This window comes from Bradyrhizobium sp. Arg237L, from assembly GCF_029990105.1.
In the GTDB taxonomy this organism is placed as follows: domain Bacteria; phylum Pseudomonadota; class Alphaproteobacteria; order Rhizobiales; family Xanthobacteraceae; genus Bradyrhizobium.
Genome location: NZ_JAQMIL010000051.1, coordinates 43,390 through 68,762, shown reverse-complemented (window position 1 = coordinate 68,762; position 25,373 = coordinate 43,390). Strand labels below are relative to the sequence as shown.

General features: G+C 62.8%; 30 protein-coding genes. 12 read left to right on the top strand and 18 right to left on the bottom strand.

Annotated features, from left to right (window positions below):
- Positions 1–349: 349 nt before the first annotated feature.
- The 3 genes from OZ411_RS27790 to OZ411_RS27780 all read right to left on the bottom strand — a co-directional run bounded on the left by OZ411_RS27790 (position 350) and on the right by OZ411_RS27780 (position 3,522).
- Positions 350–1,495, bottom strand: coding sequence for a PepSY-associated TM helix domain-containing protein (locus OZ411_RS27790; RefSeq protein ID WP_282530505.1), 1,146 nt, complete (start codon positions 1,493–1,495; stop codon positions 350–352).
- A 555-nt stretch (positions 1,496–2,050) separates the two neighbouring features.
- Positions 2,051–2,548, bottom strand: a complete 498-nt coding sequence (locus OZ411_RS27785) for a septal ring lytic transglycosylase RlpA family protein (RefSeq protein ID WP_245476804.1) — start codon at positions 2,546–2,548, stop codon at positions 2,051–2,053.
- A 374-nt stretch (positions 2,549–2,922) separates the two neighbouring features.
- Positions 2,923–3,522: a L,D-transpeptidase gene (locus tag OZ411_RS27780; RefSeq protein ID WP_207234670.1), complete on the bottom strand. Its 600-nt coding sequence runs from the start codon at positions 3,520–3,522 to the stop codon at positions 2,923–2,925.
- Positions 3,523–3,753: 231 nt separating this feature from the next.
- Between OZ411_RS27780 and OZ411_RS27775 the strand changes: the two genes are divergently transcribed.
- Both OZ411_RS27775 and OZ411_RS27770 read left to right on the top strand, forming a co-directional pair.
- A complete protein-coding gene (locus tag OZ411_RS27775; RefSeq protein ID WP_282530504.1) occupies positions 3,754–4,134 on the top strand; it encodes a hypothetical protein in 381 nt (126 codons plus the stop codon).
- A 197-nt stretch (positions 4,135–4,331) separates the two neighbouring features.
- Positions 4,332–5,282, top strand: coding sequence for a hypothetical protein (locus OZ411_RS27770; RefSeq protein WP_282530503.1), 951 nt, complete (start codon positions 4,332–4,334; stop codon positions 5,280–5,282).
- Positions 5,283–5,286: 4 nt separating this feature from the next.
- On the opposite strand, the gene OZ411_RS27765 is transcribed toward OZ411_RS27770, so the two are convergent.
- Positions 5,287–5,472, bottom strand: coding sequence for a hypothetical protein (locus tag OZ411_RS27765; RefSeq protein ID WP_130582662.1), 186 nt, complete (start codon positions 5,470–5,472; stop codon positions 5,287–5,289).
- 210 nt (positions 5,473–5,682) lie between these two features.
- Between OZ411_RS27765 and OZ411_RS27760 the strand changes: the two genes are divergently transcribed.
- Complete coding sequence (locus tag OZ411_RS27760; RefSeq protein WP_130582663.1) at positions 5,683–5,937, top strand: hypothetical protein; 255 nt, start codon at positions 5,683–5,685, stop codon at positions 5,935–5,937.
- A gap of 20 nt (positions 5,938–5,957) precedes the next feature.
- Here OZ411_RS27760 and OZ411_RS27755 read toward each other — a convergent pair whose 3' ends face one another.
- Positions 5,958–6,548 carry an NAD(P)H-dependent oxidoreductase gene (locus OZ411_RS27755; protein ID WP_130582664.1) on the bottom strand — a complete coding sequence of 197 codons (591 nt, stop codon included), beginning with the start codon at positions 6,546–6,548 and terminating at the stop codon, positions 5,958–5,960.
- Between the two features lie 98 nt (positions 6,549–6,646).
- Here OZ411_RS27755 and OZ411_RS27750 point away from each other — a divergent pair, with 98 nt between their 5' ends.
- Entirely contained in the window at positions 6,647–8,731 is a 2,085-nt protein-coding gene (locus tag OZ411_RS27750) for a methyl-accepting chemotaxis protein (RefSeq protein WP_282530502.1), read from the top strand.
- A gap of 114 nt (positions 8,732–8,845) precedes the next feature.
- A complete protein-coding gene (locus tag OZ411_RS27745) occupies positions 8,846–9,094 on the top strand; it encodes a hypothetical protein (protein ID WP_028165843.1) in 249 nt (82 codons plus the stop codon).
- Positions 9,095–9,111: 17 nt separating this feature from the next.
- Here the strand turns inward: OZ411_RS27745 and OZ411_RS27740 are convergent, their stop codons facing one another.
- Positions 9,112–10,056 (bottom strand): AraC family transcriptional regulator, encoded by a 945-nt coding sequence (locus tag OZ411_RS27740; protein ID WP_282530501.1) that lies wholly within the window; start codon positions 10,054–10,056, stop codon positions 9,112–9,114.
- A 302-nt stretch (positions 10,057–10,358) separates the two neighbouring features.
- Between OZ411_RS27740 and OZ411_RS27735 the strand changes: the two genes are divergently transcribed.
- The 3 genes from OZ411_RS27735 to OZ411_RS27725 all read left to right on the top strand — a co-directional run bounded on the left by OZ411_RS27735 (position 10,359) and on the right by OZ411_RS27725 (position 13,101).
- Complete coding sequence (locus OZ411_RS27735) at positions 10,359–11,492, top strand: DUF2336 domain-containing protein (protein ID WP_130582667.1); 1,134 nt, start codon at positions 10,359–10,361, stop codon at positions 11,490–11,492.
- Positions 11,492–11,794 carry a PilZ domain-containing protein gene (locus OZ411_RS27730; protein ID WP_130582668.1) on the top strand — a complete coding sequence of 101 codons (303 nt, stop codon included), beginning with the start codon at positions 11,492–11,494 and terminating at the stop codon, positions 11,792–11,794. The genes OZ411_RS27735 and OZ411_RS27730 overlap by 1 nt, the downstream gene beginning before the upstream one ends.
- 257 nt (positions 11,795–12,051) lie before the next feature.
- Positions 12,052–13,101: an HD domain-containing phosphohydrolase gene (locus OZ411_RS27725; RefSeq protein WP_282530500.1), complete on the top strand. Its 1,050-nt coding sequence runs from the start codon at positions 12,052–12,054 to the stop codon at positions 13,099–13,101.
- Between the two features lie 135 nt (positions 13,102–13,236).
- On the opposite strand, the gene OZ411_RS27720 is transcribed toward OZ411_RS27725, so the two are convergent.
- The 8 genes from OZ411_RS27720 to OZ411_RS27685 all read right to left on the bottom strand — a co-directional run bounded on the left by OZ411_RS27720 (position 13,237) and on the right by OZ411_RS27685 (position 20,417).
- Complete coding sequence (locus OZ411_RS27720; protein ID WP_282530499.1) at positions 13,237–14,859, bottom strand: ABC-F family ATP-binding cassette domain-containing protein; 1,623 nt, start codon at positions 14,857–14,859, stop codon at positions 13,237–13,239.
- A gap of 221 nt (positions 14,860–15,080) precedes the next feature.
- Positions 15,081–15,230 (bottom strand): hypothetical protein, encoded by a 150-nt coding sequence (locus OZ411_RS27715; RefSeq protein WP_130582672.1) that lies wholly within the window; start codon positions 15,228–15,230, stop codon positions 15,081–15,083.
- A gap of 50 nt (positions 15,231–15,280) precedes the next feature.
- Entirely contained in the window at positions 15,281–15,655 is a 375-nt protein-coding gene (locus OZ411_RS27710; RefSeq protein WP_130582673.1) for a hypothetical protein, read from the bottom strand.
- Between the two features lie 77 nt (positions 15,656–15,732).
- Positions 15,733–16,518: a tetratricopeptide repeat protein gene (locus OZ411_RS27705; RefSeq protein ID WP_282530507.1), complete on the bottom strand. Its 786-nt coding sequence runs from the start codon at positions 16,516–16,518 to the stop codon at positions 15,733–15,735.
- Positions 16,519–16,640: 122 nt separating this feature from the next.
- A complete protein-coding gene (locus OZ411_RS27700; protein WP_282530498.1) occupies positions 16,641–17,687 on the bottom strand; it encodes a GDSL-type esterase/lipase family protein in 1,047 nt (348 codons plus the stop codon).
- Between the two features lie 91 nt (positions 17,688–17,778).
- Positions 17,779–18,465 carry a substrate-binding domain-containing protein gene (locus OZ411_RS27695; RefSeq protein ID WP_282530497.1) on the bottom strand — a complete coding sequence of 229 codons (687 nt, stop codon included), beginning with the start codon at positions 18,463–18,465 and terminating at the stop codon, positions 17,779–17,781.
- A 6-nt stretch (positions 18,466–18,471) separates the two neighbouring features.
- On the bottom strand, positions 18,472–19,116 hold the full coding sequence (locus OZ411_RS27690) for a GrlR family regulatory protein (RefSeq protein WP_165421155.1): 645 nt from the start codon (positions 19,114–19,116) through the stop codon (positions 18,472–18,474).
- Positions 19,117–19,382: 266 nt separating this feature from the next.
- Positions 19,383–20,417 (bottom strand): glutamine synthetase beta-grasp domain-containing protein, encoded by a 1,035-nt coding sequence (locus OZ411_RS27685; RefSeq protein WP_130579539.1) that lies wholly within the window; start codon positions 20,415–20,417, stop codon positions 19,383–19,385.
- Positions 20,418–20,965: 548 nt separating this feature from the next.
- On the opposite strand from OZ411_RS27685, the gene OZ411_RS27680 reads away from it, so the two are divergent.
- On the top strand, positions 20,966–21,166 hold the full coding sequence (locus OZ411_RS27680; RefSeq protein ID WP_130579538.1) for a DUF2735 domain-containing protein: 201 nt from the start codon (positions 20,966–20,968) through the stop codon (positions 21,164–21,166).
- Between the two features lie 90 nt (positions 21,167–21,256).
- On the opposite strand, the gene OZ411_RS27675 is transcribed toward OZ411_RS27680, so the two are convergent.
- Positions 21,257–21,571, bottom strand: a complete 315-nt coding sequence (locus OZ411_RS27675; protein ID WP_282530496.1) for an MliC family protein — start codon at positions 21,569–21,571, stop codon at positions 21,257–21,259.
- A gap of 101 nt (positions 21,572–21,672) precedes the next feature.
- Between OZ411_RS27675 and OZ411_RS27670 the strand changes: the two genes are divergently transcribed.
- Positions 21,673–22,422 (top strand): tyrosine-protein phosphatase, encoded by a 750-nt coding sequence (locus tag OZ411_RS27670; protein WP_282530495.1) that lies wholly within the window; start codon positions 21,673–21,675, stop codon positions 22,420–22,422.
- Positions 22,423–22,480: 58 nt separating this feature from the next.
- On the opposite strand, the gene OZ411_RS27665 is transcribed toward OZ411_RS27670, so the two are convergent.
- Together OZ411_RS27665 and OZ411_RS27660 are read right to left on the bottom strand one after the other, a co-directional pair.
- Positions 22,481–22,696, bottom strand: coding sequence for a hypothetical protein (locus tag OZ411_RS27665; protein ID WP_282530494.1), 216 nt, complete (start codon positions 22,694–22,696; stop codon positions 22,481–22,483).
- A 99-nt stretch (positions 22,697–22,795) separates the two neighbouring features.
- Positions 22,796–23,506, bottom strand: a complete 711-nt coding sequence (locus OZ411_RS27660; RefSeq protein ID WP_282530493.1) for an SGNH/GDSL hydrolase family protein — start codon at positions 23,504–23,506, stop codon at positions 22,796–22,798.
- Positions 23,507–23,631: 125 nt separating this feature from the next.
- On the opposite strand from OZ411_RS27660, the gene fabG reads away from it, so the two are divergent.
- Positions 23,632–24,312, top strand: a complete 681-nt coding sequence (fabG, locus tag OZ411_RS27655) for a 3-oxoacyl-ACP reductase FabG (RefSeq protein WP_282530492.1) — start codon at positions 23,632–23,634, stop codon at positions 24,310–24,312.
- 14 nt (positions 24,313–24,326) lie between these two features.
- Positions 24,327–24,527 (top strand): hypothetical protein, encoded by a 201-nt coding sequence (locus OZ411_RS27650; RefSeq protein WP_130579533.1) that lies wholly within the window; start codon positions 24,327–24,329, stop codon positions 24,525–24,527.
- Positions 24,528–24,530: 3 nt separating this feature from the next.
- Here the strand turns inward: OZ411_RS27650 and OZ411_RS27645 are convergent, their stop codons facing one another.
- Complete coding sequence (locus OZ411_RS27645) at positions 24,531–25,238, bottom strand: hypothetical protein (protein ID WP_282530491.1); 708 nt, start codon at positions 25,236–25,238, stop codon at positions 24,531–24,533.
- Between the last annotated feature and the right edge of the window lie 135 nt (positions 25,239–25,373).

The following is a 25,373-nucleotide window of genomic DNA, read 5'->3' as shown; positions in this document are numbered from 1 at the left end:
TTGTTGCACGGGACCCATGGGTGCAACCGGCACCCGGCTTTCCCTGCGCCCTCTGATATCGAGGAGGGTGGAAAGTGAAGCAAACCTCGGACGCACAGCGCCGCGAGAATGCGAACTCACATCCTCTCCGCTGTTTGAAATTCAAATCAAAAACCCATCCCCGCGTCGTCCCGGGCTTGACCCGGGACCTATAACCACAGGCCTTTGTGGTGTGCTCCGCTGCAACCGCTTGCCCGCGCCACAACACCTCCCTGTGGTTATGGGTCCCCCGCTTTCGCGCGCTTTCGCGGGGACGACAGCGGAGCGTGCGACGACGCCGTAGATCCGCCCTACGGCCCGCCCCATATGGCTAGACCTTGCTCTCCACAGCCGGCCGCACATCCGGCAGCTTCATCCGCGCCGGCGCGGTGCGCCGCTTGGCGAACCACAGATAGATGCCGCTGCCCAGTACGATGATGGTGACGAGATCGAGCAACGCCCAGACGATCTTGAGCGGCAACCCGCCATAATCGCCGAAATGCAGCGGTCGCGAGACCTGCAGCGCCCTCAGATACCAGGGCACCTGCGGCGCAAGGATATTCTCGCCGTTGTTGGCATCGACCAGCACCGGCTGCAGCATGCGCGCCGTGAACGGCGTTGCGCCCTTGGTCCAGACGATCACATGTTGCGGGCTGCCGAAGCGCGCCGATGTCGGCATGGTGACTGAGGTCACCAATCGATCCGGAAATCGTTCGCGCACGCGGCTGACGGCGGATTGAACGGAGGGAATCGCCGCGACCGGCTTGCCCTGGTACGGGGCGAGCAGAACCGGCACCAGTTGCGCGCGCCACAGATCGAACAGTGGCGTCGCCAGCGTGTTGATCGTCCCGGTCAAGCCGACCGCCACGGCCCAGGTCACCGTGACGATGCCGAGCAGATTATGCGTATCGAGCCATTTGAGCCGCGGCGACGACCCGCGTCGGATCGTGCCGAAATCCAGCCGCCGCATGAACGGCCAGTAGACGATGATCCCCGAGATCAGTGACACGACGAAGACAACGCCCATTGCGCCGAGGAACAATTCGCCCGGCAGGCCCGTGAACATGTCCTTGTGGATGCGCAGCACGATATCCATCACGTCCTGATGCGGCGCCTCCTCGCCGAGCACCTCGGCTGTGCGCGCATCGATGGTCACGCGATGAAACTGGCCGGGCGCAGGCATGGCGGTCGGCGACATCGCGACCGTGACCAGCGGCTCCGCCTGCTTCACATTGGCGATGAGAACGAACTCGCCGGGATAGCGCTGCCGCGCGACCTCGATCACCCGATCAAGCGATGCACGCGGCGTATCGTCCGGCATCTCAGGCGCCGCGATCTCCTCCTCGAGCAGATCGTCAATCTCGTCATGGAAAACCAATGGCAGGCCGGTCACGCACAGCATCAGCAGGAACACCATGCTGACGAGCGAAGTCCATGTGTGAATGCGCGACCAAAGCCGGATCGTTTTCGGTCGCATCGGTGCGTCTACCTGCGATCGCTGGCCGAGCCCACGATGGTGCGCGGGCGCGTGTGTTGGTGGCCGCCACTCGTGGTGCAGGCCATGGTGACGCGGTCGGTCATGCTCTTCACGTTGAGTGCCAAGTTGATGCCGTTCGGCTAACGGTAATGGTAGCGGATACCACCGCCGAAGCCCCAGCCGTCCAGCGCGCCGTCCTTGATAATGCAATCCACATAGACGGACGCGCGTTGTCGCGCAACCAGAACCGGGCTGTCTCGAAGGCGCCACGTTGCTTGGAATTGGTCTAATGAAGAACAGGAAGAAAAACCCCGCCTCCACGAATGGAAGGCGGGGTTGAAGTTCATTGGGTAAGAAATCCGCACGCAATGGATAAGTTCAAGGCGCGGGACGTAGCGTTTGGAATCTTATCGTGACGAAAGCTGCCGGCAACCTGAATAAAGCGCCGAGCGCGAGGGAGATTTTCCCGACGACGACAGAGAAAATTCCCGACGTGTGGGACCACCAACCAGAGCGGATACCGCTTCGCGTGAGAGAACACGTCAAGACAAGAGTCTAGTGGACCACGTCAAGCTTGACGTTGCTGAGACCCTTGCCGACCATTCCGAGTTCTTGCGCGGCGGAATAGGAGACGTCGACGACTCGTCCCCGCACATACGGTCCGCGGTCGTTGACCCGCACCGTCACCGAACGTCCGCTCTTGACGTCGGTGACGCGAAGCTTGGTGCCGAACGGCAAGGTCGGATGCGCCGCGGTCAATTCGTTCTTGTCGAACTTCTCTCCGCTCGCAGTCTGCGAGTCCTCGCTGTAGAAGCTCGCGACACCCTGGGATGCGACCTTGGCATCGCCACCCTTGCGCGACGCCAGACGCGTATGCTTCCGCATCGCCGCTACCCGCCTCTTCATCGCTACCGCCGCCGTGCGGGTGTGCACGTACGATGCCTGCCTGCTCGCGCCGATTTCCGATCGTTGGCTGACGACGGTTGACTGCGCACAGGCCGCCAATGAAGCGGCCCCGAGAACCACCGCGATGAGCCGCGTGGCTCTCCACATAGAACCGGATGAGACCAGGTGCGCATCAACCTGCGCGCGCCCCCTGATGTCGACGTACGAATTTGCGGCAGCGTCGAAGCACATGTTGCATCCCCAACTCGCGCCCCTAGCCCAAGCCGAAATCCAACATCGTTAAGGGCGGACTCCAATCGGGCTTAACCGGGGCAGGAAGCGTCGGGCACGCTTGCCGTTGCACGATTCCCGCAAGGTGTGGTGATTGCGCCACAGCCGGCGCTGTCATTATGGGCGGGATGCATACGAAGCATGCTGGGCCCAGAATCAAATGGGCCGCAGGCACAACGGGAAAATGGATTCCGGTTGCGACGCTAACGCGTCGCCCCGGAATGAGGGATGGTGAGTTGGCTTAGATCAAGTCAGCCGCGGCGCGGGCTGAACGGTCCGATCGCCGCCGTGCCAGCAGCAGGCGGCAGCACGACGACGGTCGCGCCCGGCTTCACCCGGCCAAACAGATCGATCACGTCGGAATTGGCCATGCGGATACAGCCGGACGAGATCGCCTGCCCAATGTATTCCGGTTGATTGGTGCCGTGGATGCGGTACAGCGTGTCCTTGTTGCCCTGGTAGAGATAGAGCGCCCGCGCACCGAGCGGATTAGCAGGGCCACCGGCGACACGCGACGGATAAGGTCCGAGCCGCTCCTGGATATCCTTGGTCGGAACCCAGTCGGGCCACTCGGACATGCGGCCAACGGTAGCGACCCCGGAGAAGGCCATCGCCTCCTCGCCCACCGCCACGCCGTAGCGGATCGCTTTGCCATCGGGCAGCACGTAATAGAGATAGCGCGCATCGGTATCGACCAGGATCGAGCCCGGCTGTTCCTTGCGCGTGTAGTCGACGATATGGCGCTGGAACTGCTCCGGAATGGAAGCCTGCGCGTAAGGCGGATGGGCCAACAATTGCCGATCGCGCGGCGTCATGCTGGCATCTGTGGATGGCGACAGCGTCGTCTGCATGCAGCCGGCGAGCGACACCGCCCCCGTCAGCAAAACTGCGAGCCCCAATCTCGACACCGCACGTCTCCCCTGCGTTAACCTGTTACCTAGTTGCTGCCAGAATAGTGCTGAAATCATGGCAAAGGCTGTGGAAACACGTCTGTTTGATTGCGTCAGCACGTTCTGCCTTGCCTCGGTTGCACGGCGCGAGTGTCGACGCTAGCCTCCTCAAAAAACAGGAGGTTCCCAAGGATGCGCTATACTTTGTTGATCGCAGGACTGTTGCTTGCCGCTCAGCCCGCGAAGGCCGATCCGCGCTCGGCCTATGTCACGCTGATGCTGCAGGCGTTTGCCGCCAAGGTCGAGTGTCCCAACACCGATCTCGTCTATCAGGACCTGGTGCAGAAGGCCCAGGAGATGCACCTGCCCGATGGCACCACGGAGAAAGTGCGCAAGGCGATCGCGTTCATGCACACCGGCGGCAAGATGGGCGAGCGCCAGGACGACGAGATCATGGCCGAAGTCGCCGTCGCCACGCAGGCGACTGATCTCGACCAGCGGCGGCTGGGGATGACGACCTGGTGCGAAGCGCAGAAGACTCACCTCGCCGGATTCATCCGTCCGAAGAATTAGCGTGCCCTCTTCCGCGGCTGATTCCCGAGTTTCGGCGGGAAGCCAGTCGCCGTGGGCGGCCGCAGACTCTCCCTCCTCTCGCCTTGCTTTGGTCACACCTGGCTGGAGTCGTGGGGCTGGGCAGAGGATGGTTGACGTAGTGTAAACCCGCCGGCCGCTTCCTGAGCGGGTGGCATTGGACTGAAGATGGAGCGCCAATGCTTTCCACGCTGAACACTAATCCTGCTAAAGAATCCGATCCGCACGATGTTTTCGTGATCGACCCTGAAGTCGTGCTCGCCGCGCGCGGAGATCGTGCACCTCCAACGCCGCGTGCCGAAGTGAACCAGGCGCCGGCACCGCAGAGCTACGTGGCATCCAGCGCCGCAGCGCCATCGCTCGATACCGCCTTTCGCGTGACGGCCAGCGATCACATCCAGCTCCCGAGCGAGCCTTCACCGCTCGCCAAATGGGCCAAGCGCGCCGCGATGGCTTTCCTGTTCGCCCTGATCAGCGCTTTCGCGGCGGCGGCCTGGAAGCATCATGGCGACACTGCCAAGCAGATGATTGCGGACTGGATACCGCAGGTCTCGCTGTTGTCGTCGTTGTCTTCGTCACCGTCGGGTAACTCGACAGCGCCTGCGGAGCAATCGGCCCCGCCCGCCGATCAGGCCGCTACAGAGCAGCCGGCCCCACCCGCCGTTCAAACCGCCTCGACCGATCAGGCGGTCGCTCAGCCGGACACCCCTGCTCAGGCACAGCCTGCGCAAGCCGCCGCGCCGGCGACCGCCGCAGCCCTTCCACCTGACACCGCGCAGTTGCTGCAGTCGATGGCGCACGATCTCGCGACGATGGGCCAACAGATCGAGCAACTCAAAGCCAGCATCGCGCAGCTCAAGGCTGGCCAGGATCAGATCGCCCGCGACATAACCAGGAATTCCGAGGCCAGGGTTTCGGCACAAGCCGTGCAGCCGCGTGCTGCGCCGCCGCCGCGGCCGGTCGCAGCGCCCGTGCGCAGGCCGAAGCCGCCGACATATCCGCCCGCGCAAACCGCCGCTGCAGCTCCGCCCCTGCCGCCACCGCCCGCGCCGGCTCCGCTGCAAACGGTGCCCGAGCCGCCGGCGCAAGATGGCGGACCAGTGGTGCGTCCGCCAATGCCGGTGCGATAGCTTGTCAGCTCTGGTTGGGGCCGCGCATGATCTTCATGGCGGCTTCGATGTGGCGCCATTCGCGGGCCTCGTCGGCCTCGCCCTGGCTCTCGCAGGCTTGCGCCTTCTGCGCCGCACGGGCGATCGCCTCAAAGCCGTGCTGCTCCAACATCTGCCGCGCGATCACGTGAATCTGCGTCTCTGGCATCATGTCGCTCTCCCGATGTTGCCTGCGCCGGTCGTCACACCGTTCTGGTTAGGCCGCAGTTCGTTCTAAACCGCCGAACGACAGCGACGTTCCCCGGGCCTGGGCTCATCGGTCGTTTTCCGATTGTTAAGCAAAGTCCGGCGCATCGGGCCGTTCGGCAAAAATTTTCCACAATTGCTTCTAGAAAAGTCTGCATCGAAAGGAGAACCTCCGATGCGGATTGCAGCAGTGATCTTCGCCGGTTCGGTGGCCGCGCTCGCGCATTTTGCGACGCCGGTCCTCGCGAAGAACTCGGAAACCCAGCCGGACGCCCAGAAGGCCGACGACAAGCAGGCGACATCGCCCTGCCGTGCCTATCAAAAAGCAGCCGACGGTTCATGGCAGCAGATGCCCTGCCAGGAGATGGGCGCGCCTGCCGAAACCAAGCGCAAATCAGCCACGGGAAATTCGGATCAGCGAACGCGTTAGTTAGGGGCCCTCGCCTCAACTCAGTAAGGCGGCTGCTTGCGCGCCCGCTGCTCCTTGGCGGCTTCGACCCACCAGATGAGGTCATCGGCGAAGCGCGGAAAGGCCCGCTCCAGCGCCTTGCCGCCCTCGCCGATCGGTTTTCCATCCGCCGACAGCGTCTGCGCGATCGGTCCAACGCCGATCGTGCTTGAAATCACCACCATGCCCATCTCAGAGAGCGTGCCGTGCCAGGCGGTCGCGGCGCGCGCGCCGGAGAGGCGGCCGGCGGAATAGCTTGCGATCGCGGCAGGCCGCCAGAACCACTCCTCCAGGAAATGATCGGTGAGGTTCTTCAGCCCCGGCTGGATGCCCCAATTGTATTCGCCGGTGATGAACACGAAGCCGTCGGCCTCGCGGATCTGGCCCGCAAGCTTCTCCAGCGCAGCAGGCGCCGCGCCCTTCGGATATTCCTTGTACATGCGGTCGAGCATGGGCAATCCGACCTCCTTGGCGTCGATGAATTCGACGTCCTCGCCGCGGGCGCGCAGACCCTCGACCACGAAGCTCGCAAGCCGAATGCCCATGCGGTCGGAGCGATAGGAGCCGTAGAAGACGAGGATGCGATGAGCCATGCCGGCCACTCCGATCGGAAAGCGTAAACGCGGATTTAATCCGCGCTGGTTACCATGGAACCGAATGCTCCTCTATCGTCCAGAATGGCACCAGTCAGATGAAAATCGGAACCCTCCTGACCACCGCTATCGTCTCGCTGTCCGCCGTGGGCGGCGCACTCGCCGTCTATGTCGCGGTCTCGAAATACCAGACCATGGAGAACGTGTCGGTAGCGCAGGAGCGACTCGCAATCGTGCGCGCGATCAGTGACATCCCGCGCTATCTTAATTCGGAGCGTGGCTTCGCCACCAACATCCTGTTTGGGCCGCCGACGGTCGATCCGAAGCAGCGGGCCGATCTGAACGAGAAGGTGCGCACAGCGACCGATCGCGCCCGCGACAAGATGATGGCGCTGCGCAAAGCGCTGCCCGGTTCGCTCGAGGACGGCCAAGCGATCGGCGCCGGCATCGATGGAGTGAACACACAATTCAACGCGCTGCGCGAGGCGATGGACAAGGCGATCGACGGCCCAGCGGAAGCGCGCAAGGACGCCGCCAAGAAGATCGTCGCCGACAATGCGGTGCTCAACAATGCCGCAGCGTCCCTGCTCGACGGCCAGGTGCGCAAGATGGCCCTGATCGACGGCGACGCCTATCGGCAGGCGGTCTACGCCAATATCGCCTGGTCGCTGCGCGACGTCGGCGGCTTCAATGCGAGCCAGCACAAGAACCTCGTCGGCGCCAGGCGTGCGGCGACCGAGACCGAGAAGGTCGATCTCGCCCGCGCCCAGGGCCGCGCGGACCAGGTGCTGATGTCACTGCAGGAACTGCGCGGCAATCCCAACCTGCCCGCCAATGTCGCAGCCGCACTCGACCGCATGAACGAGGCCTATGTCGAGCGGTTCGGCAAGGAGCTGAAGCTCGTGAAGGAAGGCGCGGCCAGCGGCAAGTACGAGCACGACGTCGATGCCTTCTACGTGGAATCGCAGCATGGGCTCAATTCGATCATCGGGGTGCGCGACGCCTTCTATGACAATGCCGAGCAGGTGCTCTCGTCCGCTTACTCCTCTGCACGTGTCAGCTTCCTGGTCGCGCTCGCCGGCCTCATCGCCGTGCTCGCGGCGAGCGTTGCGCTGGTCATGATGGTGCGCCGCCGGATCTGCAGGCCGATCGTGGAGTTGACCGCCAGGATGTCGCGGCTTGCCGCCGGCGACGTTGCGGACGAGATCGTCGGCGCCGAACGCAGCGATGAGATCGGCGCGATGGCGCAGGCCGTGCGCGTCTTCAAGGATAACATGATCAAGGCCGATCGCCTCGCGGCCGAGAAGGAAGCCGAGAACCAGGTCAAGATGCGCCGCGCGCAAGTGCTCGACAACCTGACCCACACGTTCGAGGAGAAGGTCAGCGAGCTCGTCGGCGGGCTCTCAGCCGCCTCTGCCACCATGGAGGAGACCGCGCAGTCGATGTCCTCGACGGCGTCAGCCACCAACCGGCAGGCGGCTGTCGTGGCGGCGGCCTCCGACCAGACCTCGACCAATGTGCAGACGGTCGCGAGCGCGACCGAAGAGCTGACGTCCTCGATCTCGGAAATCGGCCGCCAGGTCACCCAGTCGACCGAGATCGCGGCGCGCGCTGTGGACAACGCCCGCCGCACCGGTGATACCGCCCGCTCGCTCGCCGAAGGTGCACAGAAGATCGGCGATGTCGTCACGCTGATCCAGAACATCGCAGCGCAGACCAACCTGTTGGCGCTGAATGCGACGATCGAGGCCGCGCGCGCCGGCGATGCCGGACGCGGCTTTGCCGTGGTCGCCTCGGAGGTGAAGTCGCTGGCCGGCCAGACCGCGAAGGCGACCACCGAAATTTCCGAGCAGATTGCCACCATTCAGGCCGCGAGCGACGAGACGGTGAAGGCGATCCAGAACGTCGTCGACGTGATCACTGAGATCGACCAGATCGGCACCGCGATCGCCGCCGCGATCGAGGAACAGGGCTCGGCCACCAAGGAGATCTCGCGCAGCGTCCAGGAAGCGGCGCGCGGCACGCAGGAAGTCAATTCGAACATTTCCGGCGTGCAGCGTGCCGCCGACGACACCGGATCCGCCGCCAGCCAGGTACTCGGCGCCGCCGAACAGCTTTCCGCGCAGTCGCGCGATCTCGCCGGCCAAGTCAACCGCTTCCTGGCGGAAGTCCGGGCGGCGTAGTCGCGGGTATGGGTTGTCGATTTGGCGGAGGAATCCGTGCGCTACCAACTTGATTGGCGCAAGATTCCGATATCCAATCCGCCCCGCTATTTTGGCAAACAGGGAGAGAAGCCCATGCTCAAACGGATATTGTTGGTAGCGGTCGTCACCACCTTTGCGATCGGCTCGGCATTCGCGCAGGAGTCCTGCGAGACCAAGGCCGTCGGCAAGGACGGCAAACCGCTGTCGGGCGCGGCAAAGACCTCGTTCATGAAGAAATGCACTACCGAGTCCTGCGAGGCCAAAGCGGTCGGGTCCGATGGCAAGAAGCTCGCCGGCGCCGCCAAGACCAGCTTCATGAAGAAGTGCCAGAGCGGCGCATAACCGCGCGGCCCAGCTATTCAGGATCGCCGCGACTTCGAAAGTGTCTCGGAAGGCGATTCGCCGAAATGGGACCGGTATATCCTGGAGAAGTCGCTGAGGTGCCAAAAGCCACAGGCGAGCGCACAGGCCTTGACGCTGTGGGCGCCGGCCAAGAGGTTTTGGCGAACGAGCCACAGCCGCCGCAGGCGGAGATATCGGTGCAGGCTCATCCCCCGATAGCGCTGCACCGCATCGTGCATGGTACGCACTGATACGCCGATCTCCCTGGCAAGGTCGCCGCTATAGATCGGCCGTGCGAGATCGCTGGACAGGACAGCCTGCACATCCTTGAAAACCTTGAACTGCCGGGCAGCGTTCGCCCGCGCCGTCCACTTTGCCGGCACGACCTCGGCGAACGCATGGTCGATCGCAGCCATCAGGGATTCGCGGATCGCAACCGCTACTCCGGGAACCTCAGGCGCTTCAGCCAGGTGCGGCGCGATCGCCAGGATCTCCCGCACCAGTTGGCGCAGCCGCCGTTTCGCCGTCTCGCTGGTTTCATAGAGATTGAAGCTCAGCCCAGTCTTCGGCCACCCGCGATCCTCGACCTTAGGCTTGAAAACGATCGAGGCATACTGCCGGGGGGTTCTCTCAAGGGCGCTATAGGCAGCCCCACCGCTGCCGATCACCAGCAACGACCGATCGTGCTCGATACCATTGAAGCGAATGGCAGCGCCCTCATCCATCGGGAACCCGACGGCGGTCGTGTTCGGCGCAAGCTGCACGTCGATGACCCGTGGAAACGCCTTGGTGTAGTTAAGGTCGCAACCCGGCAAGTTCAGGATGGTTTGCTCGGCCGAAATCTCCCGGGCAAGCGGAATGCACTCCACCTGCACGTTTCGAATAAAGCTCCGAAACGTGTCGATATCATCGAATCGAAATATCTTCGGCACCAGCGTTAGCGCCGGTGAATGATCGTTCATTTAAAATAGTTCTTGTAAGAGCAACACCGGTCGGTGGCACAGCAATCATGCCGCACCGCAAAAAAGCGGCGATCTTCGCTCGACGACTCGTCTCGTACTCTTCTTCTATTCCCCCTAGTTGGAGCGCAGTGACCGCGAAAGACAACGCGGCAAAATACCATTGCCTAATTTCGATACTGTTTTCTGGTAGAATCTTAAAGGAGACACAACCCTAGAAGACCAATTTACAGTGGTAATTAACAATCTAGGCGCGAAATCGGCTCAGGGACAGCGACGTCCTGCAGCGGATTATTGGTGCCGCCATGACTGCCATTGCCTCGACTGAGCTTATTGCGGAACTCGAAGATGTTGTCAGAGCCGGTTCCCCCGAACGCCGCATCCGGATATTGCGGCAGGTGGCGAGCCTGTTCCTCGCGGACGCCGACCGGCTCAGCGAGCACCAGATCGAAATATTCGACGACGTCCTGGTCCGTCTGATCGGGGCCGTCGAAGCGCGCACGCTGACCAAGCTCAGCGCCCCCCTTGCCGATCTGAGGTCGGCCCCGAGGGAGGCGGTGCGCCGCCTCGCCCAGCACGAGGACGCGGCAGTCGCCGTCCCGATCCTTCGCAAGTGCGAATGCCTTTCCGAAGACGACCTCATCGAGGTCATCAGGACCCGCGGCGAAAAGCACCTCGGCGCCATCGCCGAACGCAGCGCGGTGAGCCGCAGGCTCACAGATGCCCTGCTGATGCGCGGCGACGCCGCCATCTGCGGCATCCTCGCAAGGAATCCCAGCGCGCAGTTCTCTGTTGTGGGCTTTGCGACCCTGGTCGATATGGCCCTGCGCGACGATGATATCGCCGACGCGCTGGTGCAGCGGCCGGATCTGCCGCGCGATGTGCTTTGCGAGTTGGTGGCGAAATGCAGCCCCTCCGCGCAGGCCCGCCTGCTCAAGACCGCGCCGCCCGAGCGGCATGTCGCGATCAGAACGCTGATCGAAGAGACCGCCGCGCGCGGGCGCGCTCGCAAGCCTGTCGCCGTGGACTATTCCGAGGCAAAGGCGACGGTGCTCGCGCTCAACAATGCCGGCCAGTTGAACGATTCCATCGTCAACCGTTTTGCGATCCGGCGCGACCATCCCAGTGTCATCGCCGCGCTGTCGCTGCTGGCAACCGTCCCGATCGAAACCATCGAGCCGCTGATGGAGACGCAGGATTGCTACGGCCTGGTCCTCGCCTGCCGGGCGTCGCGGCTCGATTGGCAGACCGCGGTCGCCATCATCAGGAGCCGCAAGGGCGTCAAGCCGGTTTCGCCGCAACAACTCGAACAGGCCAAGGAGGCCTTTGACACGCTTTCGCTTTCCACCGCGCAGCGCGCCATCCGCTTCGGATCCGTAAGCGACATCGGCGCCAGGCCCTTGTCCACCGATACGCCTTCAGTTGGGGGAGTGCATTGATGGCTTACGGAAGCCGAAAAGCGGAGCGCGTTCACTTCGAGCACCGCTATCCGGTCAACCTGATGGGCGTTGACGGCACCTGGCAACGAAGCTGCGTTCTTCTCGACGTGTCGCAGACCGGCGCCAAGCTCGAGGTCGAGGGCGCGCTCGACGTGCTGCGGGCGCAGGAATTCTTCCTGATCCTGTCATCCAGAGGACTTGCGTTCCGGCGATGCGAACTGGTCCGGGTCGACGGGATGCAGATCGGTGTGAAGTTTGTCGCCGAACGAAAGAAGAAAGGGCGCGCCATCATTCCAAAATGATCATGCGCGCGACGCAACTTTTTCAGGGAGGAACCACCGATGGCCGTCCACAAGATCGCAGCCTTTTCCGTCACCCACGAATTGCGCGGAGCCGCTGCGCGGAATCGTCGAGATCGACATGGCCGGAAAGACGCTGCGATTCGAACTCAACGAGGATGTCGCGCACAGTCTCTGCAGCGACCTCGATCATTTTCTCACCCAGGCCCAACAGCGCGCCTTCGACAACATCTGAAGCAAATGCCGGCAACACCATCTCGATGTCTGTTTACGTTGTAGCCGATACGCAAGCCGGGCTTTCGTCCTTGTGCGCCATGCTGGAGCCGAAGCATCCCGTCACAGGGGACCTGCTTGGAGCGGCCAGCATTCGCGGCAATGACATCGCGGCCGTTATCGTCAACGCCGACCTGCGTGTCGTAGACAACATCACGGCGCTGAAAGCCATGTCGGGCGCGTTCTCGCGAATCCCAAAACGCATTTTCGTCGTCAATGAGCGGACCCGGCTCGCGGTGGTTCAAGCCTACGCGCTCGGCGCGACGCATGCGTTGCTCGGTCCGGTCAAGCCGGCCCAGTTACTGGCAAAGCTCGCACAGGGCGAGACCCCATCGATCGTTCCGAGCGAACCCGCCTCGAGCGCCCGGGAGGCGGCGTCGGTCGGAGCGGCCAGCTTCGCCTCGATGTTCTCGGCCGTCACCTGCGGCTGGGCCGTCAACGTCGCGGAGGCCAAGGACGCCGGCAACGTGATCGCAGAGACGATCGCCGAGCATGGGCTGTCCGACTGGCTGGCGACGGTTCGCCGTCACCACGAGGGGACCTACCAGCACTGCCTGCTGGTGACCGGCATCGCCGTCGATTTCGGCCTGAGCCTTCGCATGGCGAAGGCCGATATCGAGCGGCTCTACGCAGCGGCGATGTTTCACGATCTCGGCAAGGCAAGGATTCCGCTCGCCGTCCTGGACAAACCCGGCAAGCTCGATGCCGAAGAACGTGCGCTGATAGAAACGCATCCTGCGGCCGGGCACGCCGTGCTGAAGGGAACGCCCGGCGTCTCGGCCGAAATCCTCGATGCCGTACGGCACCATCACGAGTTTCTTGACGGCAGCGGCTATCCGGACGGGCTTTGCGCCGAAAGCATCTCCGACATCGTGCGCATCCTGACCATCTCCGACATCTTCTCCGCATTGATCGAGCGGCGGACCTACAAACAGGCGATGTCGCGGCCGGCGGCTTACGAGGTCCTGCAGGGCATGAAGGGCAAGCTCGAGCGGCCGCTGGTCGAGGCGTTCAGGGACGTCGCCCTGAACCGTTGACCCGCCCTCCTAGAGCGTGATGACTTTTCTTCGAATCGTCATCCCGCTCTAGCTCTTTGTTTGAGCATGATCTTTTTCGGAAAACCGGTCTCCACTTTTCCGGATCATGCTCTAGTCGTCGCCGACGGCCGAAAGCTAGCTCCGCAGCCCCGGTGCTTCCTGGCCCGTGCGAGCGACGTACTCCGTATAGCCCCCGCCAAATTGGTGGATACCCTCCGGTGTCAACTCCAGAACACGGTTGGAGAGCGCGGCGAGAAAATGCCGGTCGTGCGAGACGAACAACATCGTGCCTTCAAACTCCGACAGCGCGTTGATCAGCATCTCCTTGGTCGCGAGATCGAGGTGGTTGGTCGGCTCGTCCAGCACCAGGAAGTTCGGGGGATCGAAGAGCATCTTCGCCATCACCAGCCGCGCCTTCTCGCCGCCCGACAGTACCCGGCACCTCTTCTCGACATCGTCGCCGGAGAATCCGAAGCAGCCGGCAAGCGCACGCAATGAGCCCTGCCCCGCTTGCGGGAACGCGTCTTCGAGCGACTGAAACACGGTGCGTTCGCCGTCGAGCAGATCCATCGCGTGCTGCGCGAAATAGCCCATCTTGACGCTGCCGCCGAGCACGACCGCGCCGTTGTCCGGCTCGGTCGAGCCGGTTACCAGCTTCAACAATGTCGACTTTCCGGCACCATTGATGCCCATCACGCACCAGCGCTCGCGCCGGCGGATCATGAAGTCCAGTCCTTCATAGATTCGCTTGCTGCCATAGCCCTTGTGGACGTTCTTCAGCGCGACCACGTCTTCGCCGGAGCGCGGCGCCTGCTGGAATTCGAACGCCACGGTTTGGCGGCGTCTCGGAGGCTCGACCCGCTCGATCTTGTCGAGCTTCTTGACACGGCTTTGCACCTGGGCCGCATGAGAGGCGCGCGCCTTGAAGCGCTCGATGAACTTGATCTCCTTCGCCAGCATCGCCTGCTGGCGCTCGAACTGAGCCTGCTGCTGCTTGTCGGCCATCGCGCGCTGCTGCTCATAGAACTCGTAGTCGCCGGAGTAAGTGGTGAGCGCGCCGCCGTCGATCTCGATCACCTTGCCGATCACGCGATTGATGAACGCGCGGTCGTGCGACGTCATCAATAACGCGCCCTCGTACCCTCTGAGGAACTGCTCAAGCCAGATCAGGCTTTCGAGATCGAGATGGTTGCTCGGCTCGTCCAGCAGCATGACATCCGGACGCATCAAGAGGATGCGCGCCAGCGCGACGCGCATCTTCCAGCCGCCCGAGAGCGCGCCGACGTCGCCGTCCATCATCTCCTGGCTGAAGCCAAGGCCGGCCAGCGCCTCGCGCGCCCGCCCCTCGAGCGCGTAGCCGTCAAGCTCCTCGAACCGTCCCTGCACCTCGCCATAGCGCGCGATGATGTCGTCCATCTCGTCGGCGCGATCAGGATCGGCCATCGCGGCCTCGAGCTCCTTCAGCTCGGCCGCAACGATGCTGACGGGGCCCGCGCCATCCATCACCTCGGCGACCGCGCTGCGGCCGGACATCTCGCCGACATCCTGGCTGAAATAGCCGATCGTGATACCGCGATCGACCGCGACCTGCCCTTCGTCGGGCACGTCCTGGCCTGCGATCATGCGGAACAGCGTCGACTTGCCGGCGCCGTTCGGCCCGACGAGGCCGATCTTTTCACCCCGGTTGAGCGCTGCGGAAGCTTCGATGAAGAGGATTTGGTGGCCGGCCTGCTTGCTGACGTTATCGAGACGGATCATTGCGCTATCTGGTGGGACATCTGTGCGGGGCGCTCTTAGTCGATTTCGCCCGCCAGCGCGAGCGGAGATATCGGGCCAGCCGCCGAAAACACGGACTCGGCGCCTCGCCCGTCATTGCGAGCGCAGCGAAGCAATCCATAGCGCGGCAAGTGGGGGCATGGATTGCTTCGCTACGCTCGCAATGACGAGGAGAGAGGCGACGTCGCGCAGGACAGTCTCGACTAGTGGCGCTTGAAATATTGCACGTCGCGCTCGTGCTTTTCGGCCGCGGCCCGGGTCTTGAAGGTGCCGAGATTGCGGCGTTTACCGGTCTTCGGATTGACCTTCCGCGAATAGAGGCGGTATTCGCCGGATCGTAGCTTGCGGATCATGGTCGGGTCTCCTTTTGCCCGATCAACCGCGCCCCACCCTCTCGGTTCCATTAGGGCTTGCGCTGAGGTGGAAATAGCTGATTGCCAAATGGCTGCGGTCCAGTGGGAACGCGGATGGCGATGAAGCTTCGGCCCATCGACGTGTGGCAGGAATTGCAGCCTTCGGTCAGATTTCCAAAGGCCTTCGCAAATTTGCGGCCATCCTTCGCGGCGATCGCGTCGGAAACCGACTGCAACGGATCCTTCAGCGTGGTGACATTGCTGACGGGGATACCGGAATACAGCATGGCTGCTTCCGCAAGGCTGGATTCGAGCTGGCTCAGTTCGTAGGCCGCGAGCTCCCAATTCTGGGCCGTGGCGGCAAAGCGGCTTACGGAATTCGAACAAGCCGCACCACAGACGTCATTGCGAGCGTAGCGAAGCAATCCATTGTCACCGCAAGCTTTGAGAGATGGATTGCTTCGCTACGCTCGCAATGGCGGCTGGGCTACCATTGATCGCGCTAGAAGCAGAGGTTCGTCACGACGTTGCCGCGCTTGTCCTTGATCGTCATCGGACATCGCGCCCGCTCCAGCGCCTTCTTGGCGTCCTCGTCGCCGAGGGCTGCGGCGCGCTCGTAATAGGCTTTCGCGGCATCCGAATCCTTCGGACCGCCGCGGCCGGATTGCGCGAAGGCGCCCATCCGCTCCAGCGCGCCGGGATGATTTTGCGCCGCCGCCTTCTCGAACAGCGCGCGCGCCGCGACATCATCCTTCTCGCCGCCGGTGCCTTCGGAAAGCATCAGGCCGAGCTGATATTGCGCCTCGGGGTTGGTCTCGGCGGCCTTCGCGAGCAATTCGCGGGCGCGCGCCGGGTCGGCCGCCGAGGAGCCGCCGAGCGCGGCGAGATTGGTGACGCCGCGCGGATTGCCGGCCTGCGCCGCGCGCTCGAACAGTTTGCGCGCCTGCGCCTCGTCCTTCGCAACGCCCGCGCCAGTCCCATAGAGCACGCCGAGCTCGACCATCGCCGAGGTCGAGCCCTTGTCTGCCGCCTTGCGCCAGGCCGCGACCGCTTCCGCCGTTTGCCGATTGGCCGCATAGGCGCGGCCGAGCTGATACATCGCCCGGCGCGAGGATTTCGTGGCAGTCGCGCAGTATCTGATCGCGGTCGCGATGTCGGCCGAGGCGACCTCCGGCACGCCCTTGACGTCGGCGGGCTTGTCGGGATCAGAGGGATCGGCCGCGAGGCGGTCGCACAGCACGAGGTCGGCAGATTGCGCATGGGCATGGCCTGGCGCCACGCCAACCATGAGCGCAGCAAACAGGCAGCAGGAAAGTCGTTTCTTCATGCCGCTACGTTGCTTCGAAGGCCCGGCAAATTCAAGGCTGCCGATGGCGGCAAAGCCGGCATTCGACAGCCTTGAAAAGGGATCTAGGCGGCCCGCCCGAACAGCACGCGCGACGCAATCGCCGGCGTCTCGAACGTGCCGGACTTGGGCAGGCTCTTCAGCATCGCATCAAATCGGGCGGCGGTCTTTGCGGCGCCGGCGGCCGTCGGATGCAATTCGTCGCGCCATTCGTTCTTGCCAACCGCCCCGCGCAGGTCGACAAAACGATAATTCGAATAGGTCGCGGCGAAGCCCGCAAGCCCCTTGTTGAAGGCATCGGTCATGATGCGCATGATCGCCTGGCAGAGGTCGGCCTGAAAGGTCGGGTCGAGTCCCACGAACATCATGCCATTTCCGATCCAGGGGCCGCTGCTGCGCGGGATCGCGTAGTCGTAGCCGTGGCCGACCATGATCACATCAGGCGCGCGCAGATGGACGCGCTGGATCAGGGACTCGTAGTCCTGCAGGACCAGCTTGAGGTTTGCGTAGAATTCCGGCTTGACGTAGTAGGCGGCATCCGACGGATTGGCGTGATCGGGATCGAACAGATTGAGGAAGCGCGCGATGCCGGCATCGCCGCCAAGCATGTCGTTTCCTCCGCCGGAAAACAGAAACGTATCCGCCTCCCCGGAGATCAGCGCGGGCCAGAACTGGCCGGCCTGGATCATTTCCGTGAGCGTATCTCCCCAATGCGCCAGATTGCTGATGGGATAGACGTAACTTTGCTGGAGCACGTCAATCAGCGTGGGCGGCATGACCAGCGGCGGCAGCCGAAACCATGAATCGCCCTCGGCGACAACCGGGACCTTGCGACCAAAACCCTTCGGTGGCGTGGTCGGAGCAAGCTTTTCATCTCGGCCAATCGACGCATCATGCGCAAGGGCGTCGGCCAGCTTGGCGGATTTCTCGATGCCCTGAAAATCAACGGCGGAGCGGTTCAAACCGACCGTGAAATCGAATGGCCGCCGCGGATTGGGCTGGACGACAAAGAAATTCGAAATGTCGGCATCGCTGATGCTGCGATTCTGGATTTTCTCGACGACGGCGTGGAATGGCGTTTTGCCGCCGGCTGATTTCCGCTTCTTGGCCATGGCATTCCCTCCAATGAATGCCACGAGCATTGCACAACCTAAAGTTCGCAGCAACGCGATGGCGGGTCAGCGCAGCGTCCACCGTGATACATCAAGGCTCAAGCCCCGACTCGCGCAGCATCGGCGCGACCTTGGCGGAAGCGAGATAGCGCAGCAGCCGGTCGGCCTGGCCCGCCTTCTCCGAGCCAATCATGCGGCCCGCTGAGAACACCGCCGGCGTCTGCAACTCGCGCGGAATTGCGCCGACGACCTCGATGCCCGCAACCTGCTTCAATTCGCTGATCTGCTGCACGGCGAGATCGGCCTCATCAGTGATGAGTCGCTCTGCGGTGAATCCCGACGGAATAATGGTCGCACGCGCGTTGATCTCGGCCGCGATGCCTAAGCGCTCGATCAGTTGCGCGAAGAAAATGCCGCTGGCGCCGATCCGCGAATAAGCCACCGAGCGCGCAGCCAGCAGCGTCGCGCGCAATGCCGCCTCGCTGGTGATGTCGGGATGAATGGCTCCGGCCTTCACGGCGATGCCGACATAGGAGCGCGCGAGATCGACGCAGCTCTCCGCGGCCACGCGTCCTTCCCGCACGAGCTCGGCGAGCCCCTCTTGCGTCAGGATGAGGATGTCGGCGCCCTCGCCGCGCCTGATCCGGTCGAGCAGCGCCAACGTCGGCGCGAAATCGGCGTCGATCCGTACGTCGCTGGACGCCTCATACAGTCCGGCAAGATTGGCAACTGCGCCTTTCAGCGCCAGCGTAGAGAGCAGGCGAATGGTGTCTGGCATCGCGTCTTACAGGCGGCGCATCAGCTTCAGCACTGCCGTCAATCGCAGGCTGCGCTTGCCGGCGAGCGCGGTTGCTTCCAGCACCGCTCCCTCGTCATCACAGGTGCCGGAAAAGCCGATACCGACTTCGTGGCCGCCGAAGACCGGATTCTCGCCCCTCGCCGGTGTGTGCTCCTGGTTGAGGATCTGGCCTTTCCAGCGGCCATTCTCCGAGAAGTAGGTACCAAGATAATAGAAGCACGCGTCACCGCCGACGATGCGGCCATCCTTGAGCAGCATCACGCCGGTCAGGCCGCCTGAGACCCCATCCAGCAGACGAAGATCGATGGAATAGAGGCCGTTGGCGATCCCGCCCTCGCCGACGCCGCCGGCGATCGGAATCTCCTGCTCCTCGATCGGCGTCAGCACTGCCTGAAACGGGACGCCTGGCACCTCCCGCAACCCTCCCTCGAAGCGATAGGTGTCACCATTGGGCCGGCCCTGCGCCACCAGCGTCGCATCATCGGTGCCGGCCATGGCGGGATAGTTGGGATCCGGATTGTGGCGCACGGTCCTGACCACAACCGAGACATCGTCGCCGCTTTCCTCGTAAGTGCCGATATGGGCGAAGGCCGAATTGCCGCCGAGCATCTTGCCGTCGTGCGCATGCATCACGCTGCGGCCGACCGCATCGTTGAGCTGAAATCTGACCTTATAGAAGCCTCCGAAACCCACGTCGGTCCCCGGCCTGCGCCATCCAGACCAAGTCTAGCGCGCTTTCGGTGAGGTCGATACCGGCTTGCGCTGAACAAAGCGTGTGGACGGTTCGGAAGTGCAACCAGTCCAATGCCACTAAAATGCGAAAGTCCGCCAAAGCCAGACGGCTTTGGCGGACTTGATTGCGGCCCCGGGCGCCCCCAGCCCGGGCCGGGAGCGTCTTAGGCCGCGGCCTTCTTGCCGGTCGGGACCTGAGCGACGGTCTTCAGGATCTGCGAAGCGATCTGGTAGGGGTCGCCTTGGGAGTTCGGACGGCGATCTTCCAGATAGCCCTTGTAGCTGTTGTTGACGAAGGAGTGCGGAACGCGGATCGAAGCGCCGCGGTCGGCGACGCCGTAAGAGAAGGTATCGATCGAGGCCGTCTCGTGCTTGCCGGTCAGGCGCATATGGTTGTCCGGACCGTAGACCGCGATGTGGTCAGCGCGGTTGGCCTTGAAGGCTTCCATCAGCGCCTCGAAGTACTCCTTGCCGCCGACTTCGCGCATGTACTGGGTCGAGAAGTTGGCGTGCATGCCGGAGCCGTTCCAGTCGGTGTCGCCGAGCGGCTTGCAGTGGAACTCGATGTCGATGCCATAGCTCTCGGTGAGGCGCAGCATCAGATAGCGCGCCATCCACATCTGATCAGCAGCGGTCTTGGAGCCCTTGCCGAAGATCTGGAATTCCCACTGGCCCTTCGCCACTTCGGCGTTGATGCCTTCGTGGTTGATACCGGCGGCGAGGCAGAGGTCAAGATGCTCTTCCACGATCTTGCGGGCGACATCGCCGACGTTCTTGTAGCCGACGCCGGTGTAGTACGGGCCCTGCGGAGCGGGATAGCCGCTCGAGGGGAAGCCCAGCGGACGGCCGTCCTTGTAGAAGAAATATTCCTGCTCAAAGCCGAACCAGGCGCCGGCGTCATCGAGAATGGTGGCGCGCTTGTTGGACGGATGCGGGGTGACGCCATCGGGCATCATGACTTCGCACATCACGAGCGCGCCGTTGGTGCGCGCAGCGTCCGGATAGACGGCGACCGGCTTCAGCACGCAATCGGAGCTGTGGCCTTCAGCCTGCATGGTCGAGGAGCCATCGAAGCCCCAGAGCGGAAGCTGCTCGAGCGTCGGAAACGACGCAAATTCCTTGATCTGAGTCTTGCCGCGCAAATTCGGTGTCGGCGTATACCCGTCGAGCCAAATATACTCGAGCTTGTACTTGGTCATTGAGCCTCTCTGTTGATGATGCAAAACGCGAGGGGCCGAAAAGCCAGCCGGTCTTGCCCCACGCGTACCCGGCCACCATCGGCCAAGAATCTACCAAGCAATTTGAATGCCAATCGCTGCAGTGCGGGAGCGAGCCTCTGGGGAAAAGTCCAGACGGCGAGACGCCATTTTCGCTGCGACATAGAAGCGCGGCTGGCATGCGCGTCAGGCGGCCAAATGACCCTTTGAGGCGGTAACCGGCGCCTGATTCTCCGGCAATTTTGGCTAGGTGCCTGCGGTCCGATTAAAGCCTTGGCACGCCCAAGCAACTTTCCTTGGATGCGCCGCCCCGCACCCGCAACCTTCGCCGCGGCTTACGAGTTAGCCATCTGCTTAGTGCCTCACGCGAAGCAAAACCGAAAATGCCTACAGAATGATCATCTAGTGACTTTTTTTGATCATCTTGCATTCGAGCGGGGCACGGCTGATATCGCAGGTCCGGGTAACCACACGAGAACAAGTCGGGCGCACCGTGGAGGATCGCAGCTCCGATGAGAGGAGAGAATCACATGAATTCGGGTTTGAATCAGGGATCTGCCAAGATCTACCAATTTCCGGTCGGCGGCCGGGCCTCCATCGCGGGACACCGCTACGGTGAGACCAAGTCGGCGCTCGAGATTGCCGCCTCACAGGTGAACAAGGCCGATTGCAGCGGTAGCTGGTACCACCAAGCGGCTATCGAGGAATCCAAGCCAACGCGTGACCACTAATGCCGGGTGGATGTCGGATAACGTCCCGACGGGAATGTCGGGGATCGGTAGCGTAGAAAAGGGTCGGAGCGAGCGCGTTTCGGCCCTTTTTCATGCCAGCTCGCAGGCCGTGGTCGGCCGCTTGGCGTGCTTGAGCGTGGCGAGTCCGGCTTTGGTGATCCTCAGCGTAACGCCGCCGCCAGAGTAGCGCGAGCCTGACATGGTCAGCCGCTTCAACAGCGTCACCGCCTTGCCGTCGAGCTGCAGATGGGCGCGGGAATCGTATTGGAAAAATCCGACGATGAACTGCGTGCCGTCGGCGCAGCGATAGTTCCGGAACGTGCTCTGGGCCGAGGCTTGCGATCCACCGGCGAGGGTTCCCGCCACCAACACCACCGCAAAAATCGCTGCCTGTCGATGATTCATGCTTCGCCCCCGGAGCCAGCTTGAGTATAGACGAGCACGGGATGCGCACCATCTCTTATCCGGTCATCTGCTTGCCGTAGAAGATTGCTTAAGTCAGCCCGATGCAAGATTCCCCTGCCCGACATTTCAATCTCGCCGGCGCCAGCAATTTCCGCGACCTCGGCGGCTACACCACGCGCGACGGCCGCAGCGTCCGTTGGCGCCAGATCTTTCGCTCCAACCATCTCGGCCGCCTCACCGACGACGATGTCGCAGTGGTCCGCGGCCTCGGCGTCCGCAGCGCCTTCGATTTCCGTGGCCGCGAGGAGCGCGCCGAGGGGCTGTGCGGGGTCGCCGAGATCACCGTGCATTCGCTCCCTGTCGAACCAACGGTGATCGCCGCGCTGCGCGCCATCGCCGCCAGCGGCAGTCCGCCGACCGAGAATGACGCCATCGAGGTGATGCGCGATTCCTACCGGAGCTATGTGCAGGAGAACACGCCGCGCTTCCGCGCACTGTTTGCGCATCTGTTGGAGGACCGCGCGCCGCTCGTCATCCATTGCAGCGCCGGCAAGGACCGCACCGGCTTCGCCTGCGCGCTGATCCTGCACACGCTCGGCGTTCCCGATGAGGTGATCTCCGAAGACTATCTGCTGACCAACCGCTTCTATCGGCGCGATCCCATCGTGACCAGCGATCTGCCCGACAGTGTCCTGCAGGTGATCGGCACGGTGCGGGCGGCCTTCCTGGCCACGTCGTTCGAGGCCATCAACGCCGATTACGGCGGCCTCGACAATTATATCCGCGACGGACTCGGCATCGCCGAGGCTGAGCGCGCGCAACTCTCCGCGCTCTATCTCGAGAAGGTCTAGAGCGTTTTCGAGCGAAGTGGATACCGGTTCGCGTGAAGAAAACGCGTCAAAGCAAGCTCTAAGCAGCCGCTTCCAGCTCGGCGTCGAGGTCGGCGATGACCTCCTCGAAGGCCGAGATCGCCTGCTGTACGGCCGCGATCTGCATCAACTCCCAGCCGCTGACCGGACCGGCGCGATTCTGCAGCGCGACGACCAAGTCCCGCCGCTGCTCCTTAAGCTGAACGAGCGGTAAACCGTGATCGGGTAAGTTTCCCATGGTCTGATCCCCTGCCATGATGGGACCTCGCTTCTAGCGAACGGATTCTGCAATCGACTTACAGAAGTCCGGCAAATTTTACCGATCAAGGGCGAGACCGTAGTCCTACGTAGACGGCTACGCTACGGCGGCAGCTTTCCGAATAGCATCCGTAAGACCCCTAGAGATCCGGAGCGTGCTGCCGTCGCTCTGATGCAATCGATCGGGATCGGTCGGGTCGAGCATACGATCGAAACCGATATTGTTCTGCGCATGCCAATGCTGCATCAGCGCCCAGCGGCGAAACACATTGACTCCTGCCCGCTCTGCCACTGCGGCGATCAGCGAGACCATGCGCTCGGAAAGCTCCGCCTTGTCGTCGATCAACATCGCCGGGACATGTTGCGGATCGATCAGCAGCACGTCCATCTGGCCTGCATGGGCACGAAGCCGGTCGACACCGACGGCAATTTTCGCCGCGACGTCGTCGACGTTGTACTTCTCCTTGTGGAAGACGGCGTTGGTGCCGACCTGCCAGATCACCAGTGACGGTGCCGGTGCTTCGGCGAAAATGTCCGAATCGAAGCGATCTAGTTCTTCGATCGCCTCTTGGCCGCCTACCCCCCTGTTGAGCACATCGATCCTTGGATTATCGCTGGCGCGCCTCAGATACATTTCCAGCCAATATGGATAAGGCAAGACATCTTCCCTACCAGCGGTCGATGATGATCCCATCGCGATGATCTTCAGCGGCCCGCCGTGCCGAAGCGCCTCGGCCGGGCGTGGCAGCGGATACTTGAAGGCGATCAACTGATCGGGCAATTCGGCATCTGCAAAATTGTCAACCATTTTGGAGCCTCACAAATTGATTGCTATTTAACGTTGAATGCCTATTTGGCGACGGTTTTGCCGGCATTGCAAATGAATTTCTGCTGAGTTTAGTCTGTCTGCCCCGGGTAGTGCGGAGCTGTCTCATGAACGGAAAAGTTATTGTCATCACCGGCGCGTCCGGTGCGCTCGGCAAGGTGGTCGTTGAGGAAGCCCTGGCGCGCGGCGCATGCGTGGCCGGCATTGATCACGCGCCGTCATCGCTTTCGCCGACGTCGAGCCGGATTGAGCTCGGCGGCGTTGATCTGACCGACGCAGCCCAGGCGAAAAAGGCGATCGACACGGCGGCGACACATTTCGGCCGGCTCGACGCGCTCATCAACATCGCCGGCGGCTTTGCCTTCGAGGCGGTCTCAGACGGCGATCCCGTAACCTGGCAGCGGATGTATGCGCTCAACGTCACGACCGCGCTCAACGCCTCGCGCGCGGCGATCCCGCACCTTCTTGCGTCCAGCGCCGCGCGTATCATCAATATCGGCGCGCTCGGTGCACTGCAGGCCGGTGCCGGCATGGGCGCCTATGCGGCTTCGAAATCCGGCGTGCACCGCCTGACCGAAGCGCTCGCCGCCGAGCACAAGGGCAGGATCACGGTCAACGCCGTGCTGCCTTCGATCATCGACACCGCCGCCAACCGCGCCAGCATGCCGAAGGCGGATTTCTCAAAATGGGTGGCGCCAAAGGAACTCGCCGACGTCATCCTGTTCCTCGCCAGCGACGCAGCCAGCGCAGTCACCGGCGCGCTGTTGCCGGTGAATGGGCGCGTTTAGCAGAGGTTTTCGAGATGAAGACCGCCAAAGACATTGCACAAGCCGTTGAGCAACTCCCTCTTGGAGAGCTGGCGCGCTTTCGAGCATGGTTTGAAGCATTCGATGCCGGCAGCTTCGATATGGAAATCGAGCGCAACGCCCGCGCGGGCAAGCTTGATCCGTTAGCCACTGAAGCAATCAGCGCCTATCGCGCGGGCAGATGTCGAGACCTTTGACCCTCACGCCTCCACCAGCTTCTTCAGGACCGCCTTGAAGCGGACGCTGCGTTTGCCGGCGAGCGCAGTGGCTTCAGCCTCGGCGCCTTCGGAATCGTAGGTGCCGGAGAAGCCAATGCCGACTTCGTGGCGGCCGAACAGCGGCCGCTCGCCCAGGCTCGGCGTATGCTCGCGATTGACGATCTCGCCCTTCCACCGGCCATTCGCGGCGGTGTAGGCGCCGATATAGTCGAAATAAGCATCGCCGCCCCAGATGCGGCCGTCATGCAGCATCATCACGCCGGTGTTGCCGCCGTCGAGTCCATCAAGCATGCGAATGTGGATGGAATAGAGCCCGTTGCCGATGCCGTCGGGTCCGACCCTGCCAGGCGCAGGCGCATCCTTGTCGTTGATCGGGGTCAGGATTGCCGTGAACACGATGCCGGGCAAGGCGGAGGTCCCGCCTTCGAAATGAACCTCGTCGCCCTTGTGCGTGCCCTTGAAGGTCATGACGATGTTGTCGACCGGGAACATCGGCACATAGTCCGGATCGTGGTTGTGGCGCGTCATCTTGACCTCGGACGAGATGATGCCGCCTTCCTCCGTGTAGCTGCCGATGAAGGACGAACCGGAATTGCCGCCATAGAACTTGCCGGAGGCGGTTGCGAACATCACGCCGCAGCCAGTGCCCCGCACTGTCCTGAACGAGAATTTGTACAGTCCCTGCAGCACCCTGGCGCCTGCTTCTCACGCGACAAATGCAACCAGTTCCCGCGCGGACCGTTTGCTCGCGCAGGCTCACCGATCGCCATTTGGTCTAGTCGTCCCGCACCAAGACTAACCGTTTTGCCACCGTCCCGGCAAACG